At 57.7% G+C, this 14865-nt stretch carries 14 protein-coding genes; 8 read left to right on the top strand and 6 right to left on the bottom strand.

Annotated features, from left to right (window positions below; all coding sequences use genetic code 11):
• Nucleotides 1-102: 102 nt before the first annotated feature.
• From ACVIW0_RS04550 to ACVIW0_RS04535, 4 genes are all read left to right on the top strand, one after another.
• Entirely contained in the window at nucleotides 103-1191 is a 1089-nt protein-coding gene (locus tag ACVIW0_RS04550) for a TRAP transporter substrate-binding protein (RefSeq protein WP_461351248.1), read from the top strand.
• Between the two features lie 141 nt (nucleotides 1192-1332).
• Nucleotides 1333-1872, top strand: coding sequence for a TRAP transporter small permease subunit (locus ACVIW0_RS04545; protein ID WP_461351247.1), 540 nt, complete (start codon nucleotides 1333-1335; stop codon nucleotides 1870-1872).
• The gene (locus tag ACVIW0_RS04540; protein WP_461351246.1) at nucleotides 1869-3470 is read left to right on the top strand and encodes a TRAP transporter large permease; all 1602 of its coding nucleotides are present in this window, start codon (nucleotides 1869-1871) and stop codon (nucleotides 3468-3470) included. The genes ACVIW0_RS04545 and ACVIW0_RS04540 overlap by 4 nt, the downstream gene beginning before the upstream one ends.
• Nucleotides 3471-3530: 60 nt before the next feature.
• Nucleotides 3531-4013 (top strand): MaoC family dehydratase, encoded by a 483-nt coding sequence (locus ACVIW0_RS04535; protein WP_461357240.1) that lies wholly within the window; start codon nucleotides 3531-3533, stop codon nucleotides 4011-4013.
• Between the two features lie 68 nt (nucleotides 4014-4081).
• Here ACVIW0_RS04535 and ACVIW0_RS04530 read toward each other — a convergent pair whose 3' ends face one another.
• Complete coding sequence (locus ACVIW0_RS04530; protein ID WP_461351245.1) at nucleotides 4082-5020, bottom strand: aromatic alcohol reductase; 939 nt, start codon at nucleotides 5018-5020, stop codon at nucleotides 4082-4084.
• 178 nt (nucleotides 5021-5198) lie between these two features.
• Nucleotides 5199-6776, bottom strand: coding sequence for a gamma-glutamyltransferase family protein (locus ACVIW0_RS04525; protein WP_461351244.1), 1578 nt, complete (start codon nucleotides 6774-6776; stop codon nucleotides 5199-5201).
• Between the two features lie 357 nt (nucleotides 6777-7133).
• On the opposite strand from ACVIW0_RS04525, the gene ACVIW0_RS04520 reads away from it, so the two are divergent.
• The 4 genes from ACVIW0_RS04520 (at nucleotide 7134) to ACVIW0_RS04505 (ending at nucleotide 10310) form a co-directional block, all read left to right on the top strand.
• Nucleotides 7134-8003, top strand: a complete 870-nt coding sequence (locus ACVIW0_RS04520; protein WP_461351243.1) for an MBL fold metallo-hydrolase — start codon at nucleotides 7134-7136, stop codon at nucleotides 8001-8003.
• Between the two features lie 164 nt (nucleotides 8004-8167).
• Nucleotides 8168-8560 (top strand): RidA family protein, encoded by a 393-nt coding sequence (locus ACVIW0_RS04515; RefSeq protein WP_461351242.1) that lies wholly within the window; start codon nucleotides 8168-8170, stop codon nucleotides 8558-8560.
• A 228-nt stretch (nucleotides 8561-8788) separates the two neighbouring features.
• A complete protein-coding gene (locus tag ACVIW0_RS04510; RefSeq protein WP_461351241.1) occupies nucleotides 8789-9157 on the top strand; it encodes a DoxX family protein in 369 nt (122 codons plus the stop codon).
• 202 nt (nucleotides 9158-9359) lie between these two features.
• Nucleotides 9360-10310 carry a helix-turn-helix domain-containing protein gene (locus tag ACVIW0_RS04505; RefSeq protein WP_461351240.1) on the top strand — a complete coding sequence of 317 codons (951 nt, stop codon included), beginning with the start codon at nucleotides 9360-9362 and terminating at the stop codon, nucleotides 10308-10310.
• Nucleotides 10311-10396: 86 nt separating this feature from the next.
• On the opposite strand, the gene ACVIW0_RS04500 is transcribed toward ACVIW0_RS04505, so the two are convergent.
• The 4 genes from ACVIW0_RS04500 to ACVIW0_RS04485 all read right to left on the bottom strand — a co-directional run bounded on the left by ACVIW0_RS04500 (nucleotide 10397) and on the right by ACVIW0_RS04485 (nucleotide 14327).
• Nucleotides 10397-11581, bottom strand: coding sequence for an NAD(P)/FAD-dependent oxidoreductase (locus ACVIW0_RS04500; RefSeq protein ID WP_461351239.1), 1185 nt, complete (start codon nucleotides 11579-11581; stop codon nucleotides 10397-10399).
• The gene (locus tag ACVIW0_RS04495) at nucleotides 11581-11904 is read right to left on the bottom strand and encodes a 2Fe-2S iron-sulfur cluster-binding protein (protein WP_461351238.1); all 324 of its coding nucleotides are present in this window, start codon (nucleotides 11902-11904) and stop codon (nucleotides 11581-11583) included. The genes ACVIW0_RS04500 and ACVIW0_RS04495 overlap by 1 nt, the downstream gene beginning before the upstream one ends.
• Before the next feature lie 57 nt (nucleotides 11905-11961).
• Nucleotides 11962-13158, bottom strand: coding sequence for a cytochrome P450 (locus ACVIW0_RS04490; RefSeq protein ID WP_461351237.1), 1197 nt, complete (start codon nucleotides 13156-13158; stop codon nucleotides 11962-11964).
• Nucleotides 13159-13388: 230 nt separating this feature from the next.
• A complete protein-coding gene (locus tag ACVIW0_RS04485) occupies nucleotides 13389-14327 on the bottom strand; it encodes an MBL fold metallo-hydrolase (protein WP_461351236.1) in 939 nt (312 codons plus the stop codon).
• Nucleotides 14328-14865 lie beyond the last annotated feature (538 nt).

The following is a 14865-nucleotide window of genomic DNA, read 5'->3' as shown; positions in this document are numbered from 1 at the left end:
CTTTACTGGCTCCTACGGCGGCGTGGTGCAGTGTCGCGCTGAAAGCAGCGCATCAGCAAGGACTTGGCATAGTTGAGGGAAAATGTGGGGGGAGCAAAAGGCATGAAGCGACGGGATTTCATTAAGGCGACCGGCTTGGGCGTTGCGGGCGCAACGACGCTGACAGCTCCAGCTATCGCCACCTCGATGCCCGATATCAAATGGCGGCTCGCGACGAGCTGGCCGAAATCGCTCGACACAGTTCACGGGGCCTGCGAGCTCTTCGCGAAGGCCGTTGGGGAAGCAACCGACGGTCAATTTCAGGTCCAGACTTTTGCAGCCGGCGAGATCGTTCCAGGTCTGCAGGTGCTCGACGCGGTGCAGAATGGAACGGTCGAGATGGGTCACACCGCACCGTATTTCTATCATGGCAAAGATCCGACCTTCACCTTTGGCTCCTCGATACCGTTCGGCCCCAACGCACGCATCAACCAATCCTGGTACGTGGTTGGTGGCGGGAAGGAGCTCCTGAACGAATTCTTTAAGAGCTACAACGTTACCTCCCTTCTCGCCGGCAACACCGGCTGTCAAATGGGTGGCTGGTTTCGAAAAGAGATCAATACCGTGGAAGACCTTCGCGGATTGAAAATGCGCATCGCGGGCTTTGCCGGAAAAGTCCTTCAGAGGATCGGGGTCGTCCCGCAGCAGCTGGCCGCCGGCGATATCTATCCTGCACTGGAGAAAGGCACGATCGATGCCGCCGAGTGGGTAGGGCCATATGACGACGAAAAGCTTGGCTTCTACAAGGTGGCTCCTCACTACTATTATCCGGGATGGTGGGAGGGCGGCACCATGGCGCTCGTGATGATCAATCTCGACAGGTGGAATGCGCTGCCGAAGCACTATCAGAACGTGCTGGAGCAAGCGGGTCATCTCGCCAACACGTGGATGATGGCACGCTATGACCAAGCAAATTCATTGGCGCTTCGGAAGTTGCTTGCAAACGGCGCAAAATTGCACGCATTTTCGCAGCCAATCATGGAAGCTGCATTCAAAGCAACGAAGGAACTGCACAGCGAGATTGCCGCTACGAACCCCAATTTCAAAAAGCTCTACGACTCCGTGACGACCTTTTCCAATAACGGCTATGCGTGGTTCCAGGTGGCCGAGATCGGCTACGACAACTTCATGGCGCGTCACTTCCAAAATTGACAATCGATCGCGAATAGCCGCACCGCGGTGTGAATGCGATGCGCTTGCTCGGAGTCTTGCAGCCGCGAGCCTATGCCCGCGGCTGCAAGACAATACCCGCCTGGATAATCGTCGCGCTTCGGCGTCGCCCTGGAGAGTCGGATGCGCGGCTTGCTGCCACTGAGTAGAGCGATCGACCTGCTCAACGAGAGGATCGGATACGTCTGTAACCTGCTCGTGCTCCTCGCCTGTCTGGTGAGCGCGGCCAACGCCATGATCCGCTACGCCTTCAGCTACTCGTCGAACGGCTGGCTGGAGCTGCAATGGTACATGTTCGCGATCCTGGTGATGTTCGGCGCGTCCTACACGTTCAAGCGCAACGAGCATGTCCGCGTCGAGATCCTCTATCTGATGCTGTCCGAGCGCGGCCAGCTCTGGCTCGACATGATCGGCACGCTGTTCTTCCTGATCCCGTCCTGCCTCCTGCTCGCCTATCTGTCCTGGCCGTTCTTCATGCAGGCCTATGATGTCGGCGAGATGTCCGGCAATGCCGGCGGCCTGATCCGCTGGCCGATCAAGTTCGTGATTCCCGCCGGCTTCGTCCTGCTGGCGCTCCAGGGTGTTTCCGAAGTCATCAAGCGTATCGCGGCTCTCCAGGGCTATGTGACGATCGACGCCAAGTACGAGAGGCCGACCCAATGATCACGCTGGAAATGATGCCGCCGCTGATGTTCGGCGGCCTGGTTCTGGCGATGCTGATCGGCTTCCCCGTCGCGTTCACGCTTGCCGCGGTCGGCCTCTCGTTCGGCTTCCTCGCCATCCATCTCGGCTTCTTCGACCTCAACTTCCTCCAGGCGATCCCCGGCCGCGTGTTCGGCAGCGTGCTCTCCAACGAGCTGCTGCTCGCGATCCCGTTCTTCACCTTCATGGGCTCGGTATTGGAGCGATGCGGGCTCGCCGAGGACATGCTGGATTCGATGGGCCAGCTGTTCGGCCCGGTGCGCGGCGGCCTCGGCTATTCCGTCATCATCGTCGGCTTCATCCTCGGCGCGATCACCGGCACGGTCGCCGCGCAAGTCATCGCCATGGCGCTGATCTCGATGCCGGTGATGATCCGCTACGGCTACAACATGCGCTACATCACCGGCGTGCTGGCGGCCTCCGGCACCATCACGCAGCTGGTGCCGCCCTCGCTGGTGCTGATCGTGCTTGCCGACCAGCTCGGCAAGTCGGTCGGCGACATGTATCTCGGCGCCTGGGGCCCCTCGGTGTTCCAGATCATGCTGTTCGCCGGCTACACCTTCATCCTCGGCCTGATCAAGCCGGGCCACGTGCCCGCGGTGCCGAAGGAGGCCCGTACGCTGACCGGCTGGGCGCTGTGGAAGAAGTGCCTGATGGGCATCATCCCGTCCGCGGTGCTGATCTTCGTCGTGCTCGGCACCATGATGATGGGCCTTGCGACCCCGACCGAAGCCGGCGCCATGGGTGCGGTCGGCGCCATCGTGCTCGCCGCCATCCACCACAAGGACTTCAGCGCGACCGGGCGCAAGGTGCTGATCATCGGCGTGATCGCCGGCGGCATCGGCACCATCATCGCGATGCTCTACAGTGAGAACCTGATTTTCAGGCTCGCGTTCGCGGTCACCTATCTCGCGGTGGTCTGGATCTGCCTCGAGGCCGTCAAGATCCCCGACCTGCGCGACCTGATCAAGCAGGGCTACGAGACCACCATGCGCATCACCTGCATGGTCACCTTCATCCTGATCGGCTCGACCTGCTTCTCGGTGGTGTTCCTCGGCGTGTCCGGCGGCGTCTGGCTCGAGCATCTCCTGACCTCGCTGCCCGGCGGCGTCTGGGGCTTCCTGATCTTCATCAACCTCTTCATCTTCTTCCTGGCGTTCTTCCTCGACTTCTTCGAGATCGCCTTCATCATCCTGCCGATGATCGCGCCGATCGCGCAGAAGATCCTCGCCCCCGTGGTCGGACCGGACGCGGCGCTGATCTGGTTCGGCGTGATGCTGTGCGTGAACATGCAGACCTCGTTCCTGCATCCGCCGTTCGGCTTCGCGCTGTTCTACCTGCGCGGCGTCGCGCCGAAGGAAGTGAAGAGCTCCGACATCTATTGGGGCGCGATGCCCTGGATCGGCCTGCAGATGATCATGGTGCTGCTGGTGATCATCTTCCCGTCCGTGGTCACGGGCCTGCTCGACAAGCCGCTCAACGTCGATCTCGACAAGGTCAAGATCGAAGTGCCGCAGATCGACCTGCCGCCGCTGGATTTCCGTGATACGAAGCGGTGACAGGCGCACGATCTGGAGTTGAAGGTGACAGAACTCGAGGAAGCCCCCGATCTAGAGGCCATGCGCGGCACGCTAATTCCCTTGGCCCTATATAGGCAACTTCTAAACGGACCAGAGTTCCTATCCGATTGGCAGACAGTCGATCAGTCCATGATCGACATGTTCGCTGATGCCACCCGCGATCACCAGTTTATTCACACTGATAGCCGACGAGCCGAGAAGGAGACGCCGTTTGGGGGCACGATCGCGCACGGTTTCCTCACGCTATCATTGCTATCGAGGCTCGCCTTCGATGCGATGCCCGGAGTCGAGGGAACACAAATGGGTGTCAACTATGGGTTTGAGCGCGTACGCTTCCTGAGCGCGGTCAAGTCCGGAGCTCGGATTCGGGGCAGGTTCCGCTTAATTGGACTAACAGAGCGCGCGGTGTCGGTCCAAACAGCTTGGGACAGCTTGGTGGAGGTTGACGGTATGATCAAGCCTGCCATCACGGCGCACTGGATCACCTTGGCGCTGCTTGACCCTAAGCAACTCCCGCTCTGACTTAAGACTTGCAAGGTGAGCAGGCTTCGCTTTCGCAGACTGCTCTGGTCGTCTTAGCGCTTGCGCTCTTAAGAGTGAAGGTTTTCTCTGATCCATTCTTCGGCGTTCTTGACATTTATGCCATTTTGCACATTGAAGCTGTCGCGCTTTGGCCATGCCACGCCCTTACCCTCGGCAAAGACCGCCCGATATTTCTTGATGTGGTTATCAGGGTCCTGTGCAAGTTCCGACTTGAGCTGACGAACTGTCCATTCTGCTTTCGTAAACGGACGCCCAAGCACGGTCTGAAGCTTGTCGGCAACCTCACCGTAGGTCACCGTGTCGCCAGCAAGATAGATGATCTCGTTGCGGATCATCGGCTGAGCGAAGACCACCTCGGCGGTCAAGGCACCGATATCGTCGGGAGTTGTCAGCGTAACTTCCGTATCTAGGCTCCCCAGCGCGTTGACCACGTTCTTTTCGAGATCGACGACCCCGAAGATCGGTTCGAACAAGAAGCTCGTGAACATTCCCGTAGAGATCACCACCCAGTCGGTTTTGTCTTGCGCACGCAGAAGTTCGCGCACGTCGATCTGGGCATCGAACAGGTCCTGAGGGCTGCCACGACCGATGACGTCGAAGTCGACGCCAAACTGCCACGGGAAATATCGCTTGAGGTTGGCTTCAAGCGCAGCTTTCGCGAGTTTCATTGGCGTGTTTCGACCAGCCGAGAAGCCAGCACAGCCGATCACCGTATCAAAACGTGCGAAGATCGCTGCCAGCTCACTTATTGTCGAGGCAAGGATGTCGCCAGTGACGATCTCGATCCCCAGTTCGCGTATCTCGAAGACATCAAGCTGTTTGCCTGGGTCAGTCGACTCAACGGTCGCAGCCCGCAGAAGAACGCTGATCGTTGTTCCATGACGATCCCTGGCTTTAAGCGCCAGGTGGCGCAGTACCGGCATACCGAGTTCTCCGGCACCAACGACCAGGATCGACTGTGCTTCTGCCTTTTGCGTGGAGCTCATGTTGTAAAATCCTTCCCGACCTCATCGTTCGTGTGAACGGGTAATTGACAATGTCGGAGTGGAACACCGGTTACGCTCAACCTCGCGCCGGCCTGACATCTGGCAAGCTCCCCCCGGCAGCGCCTCTCGATTGGTCGTGCCGGCCGTGTTGCGCGCAACCTCACTCCACGGCCGCTCCTCAATAGCCCAGAGCCAGGCCATCCTTGCGGTGGTCGGAGGCGCCGAGAAGAATGCCGCGCGCATGATCGATCTGGATTGCCTGGCAACCGCCGATCGGCTCCACCGGGTAGCGTACGTGGTGGCCGCGCTTGCGCAGTTCATCCTGGATCGCTGATGAAATTGTCGTCTCGACCTCCAATACGCCGTCGAAGGCAAATGAGCGCGGCGCTTCGGCCGCAGCTTGGATGTCCATCTTCATATCAAAGATGTTCGAAAGCAAATTGGCATGACCGGCGGCCTGGTAGTTGCCGCCCATTACGCCGAACGACATCACGGTTTTGCCGTTCCGACGCAGGAGGCCCGGGATGATTGTGTGCATCGGGCGCTTGCGCTGCCCGAGGGAGTTGGGATGCCCGGGCGTAGGGCGGAAACCCCAACCGCGATTGTGCAACAAGACGCCTGACTTGGGTGCATAGATGCCGCTACCAAACGGCGTAAACAGCGAATTAATCAGTGACACGACATTGAGGTCGCGATCGACCACGGTCACGTAGACAGTATCGCGGTGCTCAATATCGTCCCAGGTTTCCTTTTCGGAGGCGCGGTCCATGTCGATCCGGGCGCGAATACGTTCGATATAGCTGTCAGCGAGGAACGCGGCCGGATCGATCATGCTGGTCGCCGGATCGCAGAAGTAGGCGTCGCGAGCGCGGTAAGCTGCCTTCGTCGCTTCCGCGAGCAGATGGATGCGGTCAGTCTGAGACAACGTGCCCACGTCGAAGCCTGCTAATGTGCGCAGGATCATAAGCGCGGCAAGCCCTTGCCCGTTGGGAGGACATTCAACGACCTCGTGATCGTGGTACGGGGCCGAAATCGGACGGACATCGTCCGTCGTCTGGGCTGCGAAATCATCCATTGTGTGGGCGCCGCCCAACGCGCGGAGGATCCCGACCATTTCTTCGGCAGCTTCACCAGCGTAGAACCCTTCTCGCCCAAGTCTTGCAATATTGCGTAAGGTGCTTCCCAGCGCCGGTTGCGCGCGAATGTCGCCAACCATGGGCGCCACACCATCCGGTAGGAACTGGGCTGCCGCATTTGAGTCAATCTCGATCCGCGCGCGGAATTTGTGCCAGTCGTGCGCAACGCGCGGCGTGACACAGAAGCCCTGTTCGGCAGCAGCAATTGCCGGCTGAAAGATTTCCTCCAGCGACCTGCTGCCGTAATTGGCCACGAGCCGGCACCAAGCGTCGACCGCGCCTGGCACGGTCACTGCTTCAGGCGACGTTTGCGGAATGTCCCGCCGCGAGGCGTTCGCATATTTGCCGATATCGGTGAATTGAGGTGTGCGACCTGAGCCATTCAGCGCAATTGGATCGCCTGCTTTGGGCGAATAGATCACGAAGCAATCGCCGCCGATTCCGGTCATCTGCGGTTCGACGACGCCCTGCAGGGCGACCGCCGCGACGGCAGCATCGACGGCGTTACCACCGGATTTCAGCATGTCGATCGCAGCCAGCGTCGCTCTCGGATGCGAAGTTGCTGCCATACCTCTTTCCCCCACCGCCACCGAGCGGCCAGGCGTCATGAAATCACGCATGTTGTATCCCCAATGTATCAAGCGGCCGCCCGCGCCGATATCGTGACGACGGGCGTAGGCAGGCAGAGCACCTACACTTCTGTTGGAAGAAGAAGAGCTCGATTAGCATCACAGGCTGTTTCCGGCTTGAAACGCCCGGGTACGAGGCCGCCTACGCGGCCCTTTCATCCTGCTCCTCTTACTCACCAATTGAGGTGGAGGGACGTCCTCGCCTGCCCTTACGGCACGAGCTTCTGATACGTTATAAATATTACGATGTGCTTGCAATAGGTGTTTTTTATAATATAAAGGCGCTCAACGATCGAACATGTACCGACGCGCTCAAACTGCAGAGCGAGTACCCCAGGACACCTGACGATGAGTATTCATCATTTCGGCGAAACGTCAGTAGTACGTGTGACGGAACAATGCGGACTAAGCTTCGCTCCCGAAGAGCTGTATCCGCAGTGGGACCGTACGCTGCTGGAGCAACATCGCGAGTTGATGATTCCCACCTGCTTCGATGAGACGCAAAGCCGCTTCATCAACAGCGTTCATACCTGGGTTTTGAAGACTCCCAAGCACGTGATCTTGATTGATAGCTGCGGCGGCAATCATAAGAATCGGCCTCTCGTGCCGCAGTTTCATCAGCAGAATCTGCCGTTCATCGAACGGCTGGCCGAGGCTGGCGTTACGCCTGAGCAAGTCGATTGCGTCTGCTGTACCCACCTGCACGTCGACCATTGCGGGTGGAACACAATGCTGCGCGACGGCCGCTGGGTACCAACATTTCCTAACGCAAGATATGTATTCTCCAAGGCGGAGCATGACCACTGGTCAGGACCGGCGGGCCGAAGCGGCGCGCATGCCGGCGTGTATGAGGATAGCGTTTTGCCCGTCGTGGCAAGCGGTCAGGCAGACATCATCGACGGCGATGGCCCACTGGGCAATGGCCTCATCCTGCATGCAACGCCGGGCCACAGTCCTGGCCACGTTGCAGTCGAATTCGCCGACCAGGGTCGGCGCGGACTGTTCGGCGGCGATATCATGCATCAGCCATTGCAGGTGTTTCGGCCAGATTGGAACAGCGTCTTCTGCGAAGAGCCGGTCCAGTCGCGAGCGTCACGACGCTGGCTCTTGGAGCACGCTGCTGAGGAGCGCGCAACGGTGTTCACCGCTCATTTTGCTGGAAGCTCAGCTGGTCATGTCAGCCGCAAAGGCGATCTGTTCGATTGGCGCTTCGTCTAAGCAGAACTGGCGAGGTCGGGGGCGTGGTCAATTCCTACAGGCCTGAGCAGAAAAGCGCAGGATGGCGATCGTCCCTACAGCTACGTAGTGACAGTCCATAAGGCGCCCTGATCAGCAGGGGGCCGCTGGCTGAAACACCGAGACAATCAAAAGCGGAGAAGTCCATGTTCAAGAGCACGAATCCCGGCACAATAGCTCCTCCTGTGGGCGCGTATAGTCATAGCATTGAAATTCCCGCCAATGCGCGATGGCTCTCGATTGCGGGACAGGCTGGCATTCGCCCGGACGGCAGCCTGCCCGAAAGCTTTGAAGAACAGCACGACCAAGTTTGGCAGAACACCCTGGCCACTCTAAGTGCCGCGGGGATGGGACCTGAGAACATTGTGCACTTGAACGTCTACTCTACAGACCCCGCTGGTCTCAAATTCCTGGCCATTCACCGGAAGAAATATCTGCCTGCTGGCTATCTGCCGACGTCCACCTGGGTCGTTGTGTCCGGCTTGGCCAACCCCAAGTGGGTGGTCGAGATGGAAGCTTTGGCTGCAAAAGCAGATTGAGATGAGAACGTGCAGCGGGCGAGCGCTGGCTTTCGGCCGTGCTCGCCAGCTGTTTCGGTCGCTGTGCAACTCGGCAAGCCCGTTCAGCGGTCAGGGCGTGCTCACTTCATTAGAATCCATGCACTAAGGCCACCAACGGTACGTTAGCGCGCCTTTGTGCTTTGAACCGAATGACCTTGCGAAGGAGCGACGCCATGCTGCACTTCGCGCCACTTCTAGGGGAGTCGAATGAATCTAGATCTTGCCGATCCGATCCGCCAACTCGGTCTCATTTGTGGACTTGCCTACATCCCTCATAGCCTCGCCAAATTCACCGCACGAGACAGTGTGTTCGGCTTTTTCAAAGCCGCCGGGTTCCGTCCAGTCGCTTTGTTTGTCTACTTTTCGCTTGTTGTTGAGGTAACAGTTACCGTTTGCATGACGTTTGGAATATTCATGACGTTTGCCGGGTGGATATCCGCAATTTTCATGCTGACCGCCGCAGCTGCCGTCCTGAAGGTTTCCAGCGGCAAATGGAGCTGGAATCTCGGCGGTTGCGAGTACCACGTTTTTTGGGCCCTGTGCTCGTTGATCATCGCGCTTCACGCGAAGACCTAGTGTCTCCATTCTCCTGGGCCAAGTGCGGCTGCTTGCGTTTCACCGGAGCTTATGCACGTCATTGCCGCGGGCGGAGCTAAGCAGGATCGGGCAACTTAGCTGACCTGACCTGACCTGACCTGGAGAACACACGATTCTATTTTTTCTAACATACTGAAGCGTCACGGTGCGCCTCGTAGTTTAACCCAATTGACGGCGCGCAGTGACCCGGCTTACCTTTATGGGGCTATATCGAGATCGGCTGGAGATGCGCGTCTTTAGGACTTTTACGCTCGCCGATACGCACGGTCTGTTGACCTTGCCGACTTGCCAAGTGCGGTTTTCCAGCGAAAACTGCGGCTGGTCATCCCTGTTTGTTTCACATCAGAGTGAAGCGCCATTTCACGCCGACCTTCACCCTCTAGATCATCATCTCATCGTCTTGCATCTTACTGGTCCGGTGCGCATAGACGGAAAGATTGATGACAATCCCAGGAGCAAAGTCGTGTCTCCCGGCGGCATAGGCTTCTGGCCCGCTGGGCGGCAGTTTAGCATTACATTGCGGGATCAGTTGGAAACGGTCCACTTGTATCTGAGCTCAGCCGTAATGCGAAAGGCCGCCGAAAATCTAGGGTATGTCTCTGGCGAACTAAGCTACCGGCCATTGTTCACGATGAAAGATGAGTTGCTGGAGCAGCTGATAATGGAAGCTTGGCGAGTAGCGGCTAAGCGTTCTGATCGATCAGTTTCCTATGCAGATCAGCTAGCAATGGCGATTGCAACTCGCCTCGTCTGGATAAATGCTGGAGCAGTCCAGGAATCAGAGTGCGATAGAGGGTTGACCAGCTCGCAGTTGGAAACAATTCGGAACCACATCGACGAGAATCTGGACAGCAATATACGCTTGCAAGACTTAAGTGATCTGATCGGTCATAGCGCCTCCCATTTTTCTCGCCAGTTCAAGAATGCTACGGGCAAATCTCCTCATCAGTTCATCGTGCTCCAACGGGTTGAGCGCGCTAAGCGTCTTCTGCGACACACAACTGGTTCAATAGCAGAAATTGCGCTTGACTGCGGATTTGCACACCAAGAGCACCTGACTCATGTTTTCCGGCGGGTTGCAGGCGTTACTCCTGGCAGCTATCGGAAGGCCTCCCACGATTTGGTTGCATAGACCTTCGAGCGGTCGTGCTCGGTCAGCGACACGCCGCTTGCGCAGCCATGCTGCTCGCCGCATCCAATTTCAGAGTGAGCAGCCGCTCAGACGCTGAGGGCGATATCTCGCGAAGGGCCGGCTGCAAGAAGTTTGCGTGCAGACATATGCACGCCGGGAGCATTCAGAGTCTCGACTGCCGTGACTAGCCCATTCCGAGACCGAACTACGACCTGCCCGCCGTTCTCCGTCTGTGTCAAACGTGCCGCGTCGTCGGGTGCGGCCAAGCCCGCGATTTGTAGTTTGTACCTGCCCTGATCGCTCCAGAACCACGGTAGCGCCGCGTAAGGAGAAGGGCGACCCATGATTACATCCGCAACACACCGTCCGTGATCGACCGCTGCCTGTACTGATTCTAGACGAATAAGCGACAGACCGAACGGATCAGGAAAGGCCGCACAATCTCCCACGGCGTGAATCATTGGGTCCTCGGTCGTCAGATAGCAGTCTGTTACGATACCGTTATGAACCCTCAATTCAGCCGCTTCAGCAAGCTCGGTGTTCGGGACAACCCCGGTCGCCAAGATTACGCCGTCGGCCGGCAGGAAACGTCCGTCGCTCAGTGACACCCCGCGCACCCGGCCATCAGCCTGCGCCTCCACAGATGCAGCGAAGCTGTTCAGGAATATCGATACCCCCTGCTCGCTATGAATCGCTTGCACGATTGTCGACATCTGGGGAGAGATCGCCCGTGCCATCAATCGTCCGGCGCTCTCGATAATACTGACTTCGATACCTGCCTCCCGCGCGACGGCGGCAAACTCCAACCCGATGAAGCCTCCTCCAATCACAACTGCCCGCCGCATTGTGGCCATTTCATCACGCAGGCGCCGCGCATCGTCAATCGAACGCAAGCCATGAACGCCCGGCAGATTCACCCCTGCGATTGGCGGTGAGGCAATCCGAGTACCGGTGGCCAAAACCAGGCGATCCCAATCGAGATACTGCCCGTCATCCAGTGTTATCCGTTTTGCTCGACGATTAAGTGCCGTGACGCGTCGTCCACACAAGAGAGAGATTCGATTCTCAGAATAGAAAGGCAGATTGCGAAGGTGCAGCCTCTCTTCGCAGCCCTCTTTTAGATAGGCCTTGGAAAGAGGCGGACGCTGATAGGGAGGGGAGGCTTCATCGCCTACCAGCGTAATTTCACCTGCAAAACCCTTTTGTCGCAGGCTTGCGGCAAGCTGGAAGCCTGCTTGGCCGGTACCGACCACTAACACGTGCTCGCTCATCAAAACTGACTTTCAGGTAGGTGCACGACCATCCCATCCATCTCCGGCCGCATGACGATTTGGCAGGATAGGCGAGAATTGTTGCGCAACTCCGAGGCAGCGATGGCCAGCAACTCCTCTTCGGTCTCGCTGCGCGGCGGACACCAGTCAAGAAATTGCGGTGCGACATAAATGTGGCAAGTCCCGCAATTCATCGAGCCGCTGCATTCGGCCTCAATTCCAGTGACGCCGTTATCCAATGCAATACGCATCAATGTCTCGCCCGCTGTTGCATCAACGGTCGTTGCCTTTCCCAATGCGTTGACAAAGGTAAGTTTCGCCATGACGATACCCTCGATCTAAAACCGATCGCGTCGGTCTGCTGGTTTTGACTCGCTCTGTCAGTCGAACTCAACCTCGACTTCGAGCACTTCGTAATTGCGCACGAGGTTGTGCACCAGCCGCTTTTCATTGCGGACGTGGAAGCGCCGTACCCGGCTCAGCAAGGCCGTGAAGAGCGAAACGATTTCCAGACGCGCAAGGTTCATGCCCAAGCATTGATGTGTACCGAACCCAAAGGAGAGATGCATGTTTGCATTGTTCCGGGCAATGTCGAAGCGGTCCGGGTTCTCGAATTGGCGCGGATCCCGATTCGCCGCACCATAGAAACAGATCACGCGGCTATCTTTGGGAATGGTGACCCCATCCATCTGAACATCATTGGCAACATACCGGCCAAAGCCCTGCAACGGAGCTTCGAGCCGCAACACTTCGTTTACCGCGTTGCGCAGCAACGCATTATCGTTGCGCAGCTTGTCCCATTGATCAGGCGAACGGGCGAAGTGCCAGACAGCCGAGACAATGCCAGAGATGGTGGTGTCCAGACTGGGCACGAGATAATCGCCCATGAGAACGGAGACTGCCTCTTTCGGAACGGCACCACTATCAGCCGCATCGAGAATGGCATCAGCCCAACTCCCCTTGCGAAGCTTGCCACGCACCGCCTGGTTGTTCGCGTACTCCACCATCTCACCCAGCACCGGAAGCGACCGCAACATGCGTTCGTTCTCCGGACCGAAGCAATTGAAGGCGGCCTCCGACCATTCCAGCATTCGTTCGCGGCCCTCTTCGGCAAGGCCAACCGCGTTCGAGACGATTTTCAGCGGCAAATACTGAGCGAGATCCTTGACCGCGTCGAACCGCCCGCCCCGATCGCCCAGCAGCCGGTCGACCAACCCTTCGCTCTCCATGCGGATCTCGTCCTGAAGACTTTTGAGGGCACCCGGAGTCATGGGAGCAGCAGTGACTTTGCGAAGGCGGGTGTGCATGTCGCCATCGCTGCAAAGCGTGTTGCCAACCAAAAGATTGTTCAGCTGCTCGTTCATCATTACGCCTCGTCCAGACACGAAGTTTGTGTCATCGCTGAGCGCTTGTTTGACCGACGAATAGCGCGTCAAGGCATACATCTCGTATTTCGTCAGCCAGACGGCTGCGCCCATGTCGCGCAGCATGTCATAGCCCGGGAACGGATTTGGCAACGCACCGTCGTGATAGGGATCATAATTCGATTGGGGGATTTGATTGTTTGTGTCCAGCATTGCTGTCGTCCTCTGTGTTTGCGTTTCGGTTGTTGACCGCTTTCACCTTGGCGCCCGGACGCGTGACCTCTCACCGCTGCGAACCGGATCGAACGCCGATCCTCCGGCCAGCCGCCCTTCACGTAAGCGCCGCTAGGATCATTTGGAAATTCCTCCAAAAATCATCCGGCAACGGCTTCTGCTTCGTGACGCATCGAAGCATCACCAAACGCCGGTGCCCGCTTCGTCAATTAGGACGATTCCGGCGAGAACGCCTTTATGCCATAGGGCTTGCGGGACTTATCCCCGTCGCGCAGATTGACCTCAGCGACCTGATTCCCGCTAGCCGTGACCCAAGTTAGATGACGCTCCCACAGAACTGGATCGTGACCGGGAATGATGCGCTTCGTCTCGTTTTTCAAAACGTCGCGCATTTGCAGAAATGTTTTGATTTGGTTGAATGCGTTTCCCTGATTGTACCCAGGCGGCCACATCTTCTCGACGTTCGAGTACCAGTAAACGGTGTCTCCAGCGACCGCGAATGGCCCATTATGCGTCCGGACCATGAAGAATTGAGTGCCGAACGTGTGCGAATCTTTAGCGAGATGAGCGGTGATGCCCGGCAGAATCTCTTCTTCTCCGCGTACAAAGCAGAGCCGCCCCTTCGCCAACCCCTCCGCGGCATGCACTAAGTCTTCCGGGTCAAACGACGAAAGTATCCAGGCTCTCTCTTCGTCGGAGTGCATGTTCTGGTGGGCACTACATACTGCTTCCGACCACCCGAGATATTCGTCGAGCTGGATGTAGAGCTTCGCATTTGGGAAAGCGCGAAAATTGCCTATATGATCGAAATGCATGTGCGTGACCAAAATTGCTTCCACGTCCTCAGGTGAGAAGCCCACTTTACCCAGAACGTCTTTAGGATCCTCCCAGCCCGAGAAGGAATAGCGCTTCAGCCAGTCGCCCTTCTGGAAGCCGCAGTCTACAAGAGCGACATGCTGTTTGCCGCCGACTTCGCCACCGACGAGCAGCGTGTAGATCATCGGAACCGTGACGATACCTTTGTTACTGTAAAGACCCGCGCCCCCAAAGAAATCGTACGGCATGTGCGACTGACAGTAAGCGAGCGGCCAGATTGAATAGTCTGTATCACGAGCCGGATGAACGTCTAAAAGAGGGGGCAGCTTCATTTGATGCTCCGATTGCGGAATACGCCAACGACTAAATTTGCATCACCAGGAAGGCGACATCCTGCAAATTCGTGATGCCTTCTGCCGAATCGTGCCATGCGGCCAGCTTTATGAGAAACCTGCTTTTTACTTTGCCGATATGCGCCAGGAAGGCACTCTACAGAAACGCTCCGGCGGCTGATCCGGACCATCTCCGCGTCAACGCCCCATGCGGTGGCAATCCCGTTGGTCGATGTCCGCGAGCTGCCGGAAGCGACAACGGGTATTCAAGCCGTGACATCGACCGGCCACTGTCCTGGGCCTACCGCGCTCAAACATTCCAAGCCGTGGCTGGAGAATGACGCTTGGGAAGTTCTGCCTGGGATGCTGACGCGCGAGCAGTTGAGATTGTTGTTCCAGTTTCTGTCTCGTCTTGCATCTAACTTCGATAGTGCCCGGAAACCCGCCAGACGTGCTCGAGCGACGCTCGAATTTCAGGAAGATCAGTAGCGAGTCCGTCGTAGATGAGGAAAAAGAGCGGGAGGGCTGCCCCGAGGAA

The sequence above is a fragment of the Bradyrhizobium sp. USDA 4454 genome (genome assembly GCF_054822705.1).
The sequence above is the reverse complement of the archived record's forward strand: the minus strand, read 5'-3'. Positions and strand labels throughout refer to the sequence as shown.